The organism is Niameybacter sp. (assembly GCF_036655075.1).
Lineage (GTDB): Bacteria > Bacillota > Clostridia > Lachnospirales > Cellulosilyticaceae > Holtiella.
Genome location: NZ_JAVVQU010000081.1, coordinates 1 through 5,715, shown reverse-complemented (window position 1 = coordinate 5,715; position 5,715 = coordinate 1). Strand labels below are relative to the sequence as shown.

5 protein-coding genes are annotated in these 5,715 nt (G+C 35.2%); all 5 read right to left on the bottom strand.

The annotated features are described in order from the left end of the window. Window positions 1–36: 36 nt before the first annotated feature. Entirely contained in the window at window positions 37–450 is a 414-nt protein-coding gene (locus RRY75_RS13685; RefSeq protein WP_332527980.1) for an arsenate reductase ArsC, read from the bottom strand. Between the two features lie 82 nt (window positions 451–532). Beyond that, window positions 533–2,833: a bifunctional glutamate--cysteine ligase GshA/glutathione synthetase GshB gene (gene gshAB / locus RRY75_RS13680; RefSeq protein WP_332528719.1), complete on the bottom strand. Its 2,301-nt coding sequence runs from the start codon at window positions 2,831–2,833 to the stop codon at window positions 533–535. Next, the gene (locus RRY75_RS13675; protein ID WP_332527983.1) at window positions 2,805–4,145 is read right to left on the bottom strand and encodes an MATE family efflux transporter; all 1,341 of its coding nucleotides are present in this window, start codon (window positions 4,143–4,145) and stop codon (window positions 2,805–2,807) included. The genes gshAB and RRY75_RS13675 overlap by 29 nt, the downstream gene beginning before the upstream one ends. Before the next feature lie 201 nt (window positions 4,146–4,346). Beyond that, window positions 4,347–4,625 carry an ArsR/SmtB family transcription factor gene (locus RRY75_RS13670; RefSeq protein ID WP_332494549.1) on the bottom strand — a complete coding sequence of 93 codons (279 nt, stop codon included), beginning with the start codon at window positions 4,623–4,625 and terminating at the stop codon, window positions 4,347–4,349. A 130-nt stretch (window positions 4,626–4,755) separates the two neighbouring features. Then, on the bottom strand, window positions 4,756–5,715 hold a 960-nt coding region (locus tag RRY75_RS13665), incomplete at its 5' end, for an MATE family efflux transporter (protein ID WP_332717289.1).

The window sequence follows — 5,715 nt, the reverse complement described above, 5'->3', positions numbered from 1 at the left end:
TGAAAATATCTCATTGTAGGCACATTTTAGACAATACTATTTAATTAATTCACCTTTACGAATACGTTCGCTAAGGTCAATCACCTTTTCTTCAATAAGCCTAGCTGTCTTAATAAATGCTTCGTCTGCTTTTCCTGACGGGTCTTCAAGTCCCCAATCTTCTCTATGTTTACATGGTAATGAGGGACAAGCTACATTACATCCCATTGTAATGACTACATCTACTTCTGGAATGTCATTTAATAATTTACTCTTATGTGTTTCATTCATATCGATATTGTGTAATGCCTTAATAATTCTTACCGCATCTTGATTAATCTGTGGTCTAAGCTCTGTACCTGCTGAATAACTTTCAAATAAATCTGAAGCCAAATGTTTTCCTAAAGCTTCCGCCATTTGAGATCTACAAGAATTGTGCACACATACAAACGCTACTTTTAGTTTATTCATCTGTTTATACTCTCCTTTTTATCAAACCATTCTTTGTATTCTTTTCTATTTTAATAACGTTCTAAACTAACATCATTATAAGTTAATACCCTAATAAAGCTAATAGACTATCTGCTATTTTTCGTTCTTTTCCCTTATACGGATAACAATGAATATGAATCGCCGGATTAAAGTTCAGCTCTATAACAGCATATCTAGACTCTTGGTCTGTGTAATCTTCTATCATCATATCTACACCACATATTTTAGCCCCTACAGCCTGCGCTGCTTGTATAGCTGTTTCCTTAAAGATGCTTGGTATACGATCTGTATAGTCAATGCTATCTCCACCTGTACTAATGTTAGAGTTTTCTCTTAGGTATACGATCTCATTCTTGCTAGGAATTGTATCTATACTCATGTTCTTGTGTTTTAAAAACAACTTAGCACTTTCATCTAGATTGATTTTTTCTAGTGGTGTTCTATATCCTTTTCCTCTAAGTGAATCCTCATTTTTTACTTCAACAAGTTCTTTGATAGAATGTTCCCCATCTCCAATCACATTAGCTGGTACACGATGTAAGATTCCTAAAACTTGGTCATCTACTACTAAAAATCGATATTCTTTTCCATTTATAAACTCTTCAATCATTATTGTCTGGTCATGTTCAAAAGCTATCTCTATAGCCTTTGTTAAATCTGCTTTATTAGCACCTTCTGGAAAAATGCTAATTCCTACGCCAAAATTTGTTGACTTAGGTTTCACTACAATAGGCTGCCCCACAAAATACTGCATTGCTTGTATCGCTTCTTCTTTCTTATTGAAGCTTTTTCCTTGAGGCACTGTAATCCCCTGTTTATCAAGTACTTTTTTAGTGACTGCCTTATTCTCCATGATTAGTACTGTTATGTAATCATCTTTAGATGTTTTGGTTGCTTGTCTAACATATTGAATGTTTTCACCCTTTTCAAGACAAATGAAGTTTTCACTTCTATCTAGGATTTCTACTTTAATACCTCTTTTGATGGCTTCTTTCATTAGAATCTGCGTGGAAAGTTCCATATCCTCATATCCATTTAACCTATATCTCTTATGATAAGCTTCTTGCTTATACTGCTTAGCTAAGTTTAAGTGCGCCTCTATATAGCCTTGTTTCTTTACTTCTTTCATAATCTTATAAGCATAGGTAAGCTTATAACTTCTAATCTTTTCTGTCATATGTTCTAGTACACCTTCTTTTTCAAGACCAAACCTAGCATTCATTGTTTTCATTTCTTCAAGTATTTCAAGTCCCCAGATTTCCTTACTTATTTCTTCTCCGTCTTTTAGAAGTGTGATATTTCTTTGTCCAAATCTAGCTATACGCCTTTGATTTTGAAGGGCTTCTTCTTGCCAATCTGTATAATCATTTTCCTCCTTTAAGAGAAGGAACAAATTAAATAAATGCATAAAGTAGAGGTCTTCCAACTTGATTCCAGCCTTATCAAATGGATTAATATCTATGCTCCTATATTCCAGATAGAAAACCCCTTTGTCTTGTAATGATGAAAAGAACTGACTGTTATCATAAGCCTTAAGCCTAATTTGACTATAAAGTTCCTTTGGACTTTCTATGAACCCTTGCTTTATAAATTGCTCTATACTCTCAACATACTTATCTACGCTATCATAACTTGGAAACAGCTCCACTTGATTGGCATAGCCACATTCACTATTGCGGTAGGATAATGCGCCCTTATTTGAATAAGCTTCATCACGAACTTCATCTAACTGTTTGACACATTCTTCTACATAACTTTCATGCATAATACTTGTACTACCTAATAAATAGATAAGTAGCCATCTATATCTTAAGTAGTTTCTAGCAACCTTGAGATAGATGCCATTTCTGAAAGTTATATAATCCTGCTCTTGTTCATTGCCTTCATAAAGTGCTTTAATCAAATCTTCATCAAAGGAAAAGTTGTAATGAATTCCTGATAGAAGTTGTTTTTTTCCTCCATATTTAGCTAATAATTTTTTACGATAATTATGTGCCTCTTTGCCTGGTTCACATCCACAAAAAGTTGCTATAGGTATGTCCTTGTCCTCTGGAATAATGCATGGCATAGATTGTGGCCATATATACTCTTGCTCAATTTCCATAGCGGTAATATCATAAAGCCCTTCTAAAAACTTATGCGTTTCTTCTATGGATTGAAATACTGGTGTAATAAGTTCAACCTGACTTTCTGAAAAGTCAGTTGTAATATAAGGATTAAATAACTTTTCACCAAAAACTTTAGGATGAGGTGTCCTAGCTAACTGCCCTTCTTGATCACATCTAAGGCCTTCTCTTTCTATTCCAAAGTTACCTTTCATTAATTCTTTCCCGCTAAATACTTGTTGGATTTGCTTGATCATGTTTGTATTTCTCCTGAACTTTCATTTTGTAGTATAAGTAAGCTACTGTGCCTTTTAATAAACTAGATAGTGTAATACTCCACCATATACCATTTACCCCTAACATTTGAATAAGTAAAAGTGCCATCGGAATACGCAATACAGTAAATATAATACTAATATTGGCTGATACCTTAGGCATCCCTATCCCTGTAAACAACCCATTCGTAATCATCTCAAGGGCACTAAATACCTGTGAAAAAGCGATAATACGCAAATAACTACTCGCAATCTCTATAGTTGTCGGTTCATGAATAAAGAGTTTAACAATAGGTATTGGAATAAGTAAAAAGATGACCGTCGTTATCAGAGCATAGGTACCACCTATCCCAATTGCTGTTCGATATCCCCCATGGATCCGCTCATATTTCTTAGCTCCAAAATTTTGGCCTGTAAAGCTTGATACCGCTCCATTTAGTCCTCCAATGACCATATAGGTTATAGATTCAATTTGTAGACCAACCTTTTGAGCTGCTATGGCATCTGACCCAAATACTGCTATGATTCTAGCCAGTATAATGTTCACTAACGTAAAAAGTATTCTCTGGAATGACATAGGGAATCCTAGTCTCATGACCTCAAGAACTTTTTCATACTCTATTCCTACTGCTCTATCAAAAAATAAGACTTTTTTACCCTTATATAGGAATAACAAAAACATAACAATATTTGCAATAAGGGTTGCAACAGCTGCTCCTAAAACACCCATTTTGAGTCCATAAATTAAGATCGGATCCAAAATAATGTTAATCACAATACCTATGGCACTAATCTTAAAGGCTTCTTTGTTATTGCCAAAGCTGCCCAAAAGTCTCGTAAACAATAAATTAAAGAATGCAAAGAACAACATGGGCGCACTATAGGCTAAATAAAGGTAAGCATTCTGTTCGACATTTGGATTCCCCAGTTGCAAAAAGTTAATAAAGCTTTTTCCTGCAAAAATAAGTAGGATTGCATACAGTAAACCTAGTATAGAATTAAGTACTAGACTTGCGTTGATATATGCCTTTGTTTCATGTTCATTCTGTTTACCTACGGCATGAGCTACTTTTATTCCTCCACCAATAACGACCATAGCATTAATAGAATAACCTAGCCCTATAAAGAAGCTAGAAGAACCAATACTCGCAACAGCATTTGTCCCTAATCTTCCTACCCACAGCATATCCACTAAGTTATAGGCAAACTGCAACAAAGACCCACCCATAATAGGTAGTGCGAGTGCCGTAAGTACACTGAATACATTTCCCTTTGTTAAATCTATCTTTTTCATTTTATCTCCACATTGATTTATATTTTATATTGCTAGCCTATCTAAGCTTAGAAAATACCTCTCCCCCCTCCTTATCTTCTATACCTTTAAAGCATATAGATATTTATCTATATCAAGATTATCATTCATATAGATAACTGTCAATATGAATAATAGAACAGCTTTATTCTAGATAAAATAAAAATAGGCATAGAATTATGCCTATTTTTCACCTACATCTTCACAAATATCTTTGACCATTGCTAGCCGTTCACTATTGACCGTATAGATCATCCAAGAGCCATTTTTCACACCTTTTACTAACCCACACTCTGTTAAAATTTTCATATGATACGACAACGTAGGTTGAGTAATCTGGAAGGCCTCCAAAATATTACATGCACAAAGTTCGCCACCCAAAAGCATTTGTATAATTTTAAGCCTTGTCTCATCTGCTAACGCTTTAAACAGGCTCACGTAATCACCATAAGGATACTTCATTTCTTCACCTCTATTGCTATTTTCTAGATTGCCTTATAATCACTATTTTATCAGAATTTTTATGATTAATAAAGGCATCCTATTCGCCCAGCATAGCTAGTGGTTTAAACTTAGTCTATTATAGACTGCTTTAGTTAAGGACTTGTGCCTCTTCGTTCTCACTTTCATGCTTCTTGAAAGTATGAATCCAATTCCCCTTCAGATAATAAACCAAGAAGAAGCAAGAACTAAGGGACCAAGTGAGTGGATACGCCCAAAAGATGACTTGTATATCATGTACAATAGACGTAGCAATCGTTACATAGAGCACTCTGATAACGCACCAACATACAAGCATGACAAGCATCGGTACAATCGACTTGCCTGCCCCTCTTAAGATCCCTGCCACACAGTGTGAAAAGGCAAGTAGGAAGAAGAAGAGTGCAATGGTACGTGCTTGAAGTGTACCATAAGCAATAACTTCTGGATCTCTATTAAATAGCGCTATTAAATGAGGTGCATTAATGAAGAAAAGTATACCTATGGTTTCTGCTAATAAGGTGGATACACCTATTCCAAAATAAGTCCCTTTTTTTGCACGTTCAAATTTTCCTGCTCCAAGATTTTGTCCAATAAAGACTGTCATAGACATGGCAAAACTCGTAATTGGAATAAATACAAAGCCTTCAATTTTAGAGTAAGAACCACATCCTGCTACCGCCACAGCATCAAAAGAGTTGATGTTGGATTGTACAACAATATTGGCAAGTGCAATAACCGAGTTTTGAACGCCAGAAGGTATTCCCATTTGTAAAATCTGTTTGAGCATATCAAAGTGTACGGCAAGCTTTTTGAAGCTTACTTTGTATACATCTTGTGTACGCATCAGATGACGAAAGGCCAAAATAGCACTTACAGCCTGTGCAATAACAGTAGCCAGTGCTGCTCCACCTATCCCCATTTTGAAAACAACAACAAATAATAAGTCTAAAACCACATTTGTTATAGAAGAAACAATTAGGAAATAGAGTGGGCGTTTGCTATCCCCTACTGCTTGGAATATACCACTTGCGGCATTGTACATCACAATGGTCAAGATTCCACTAAAATA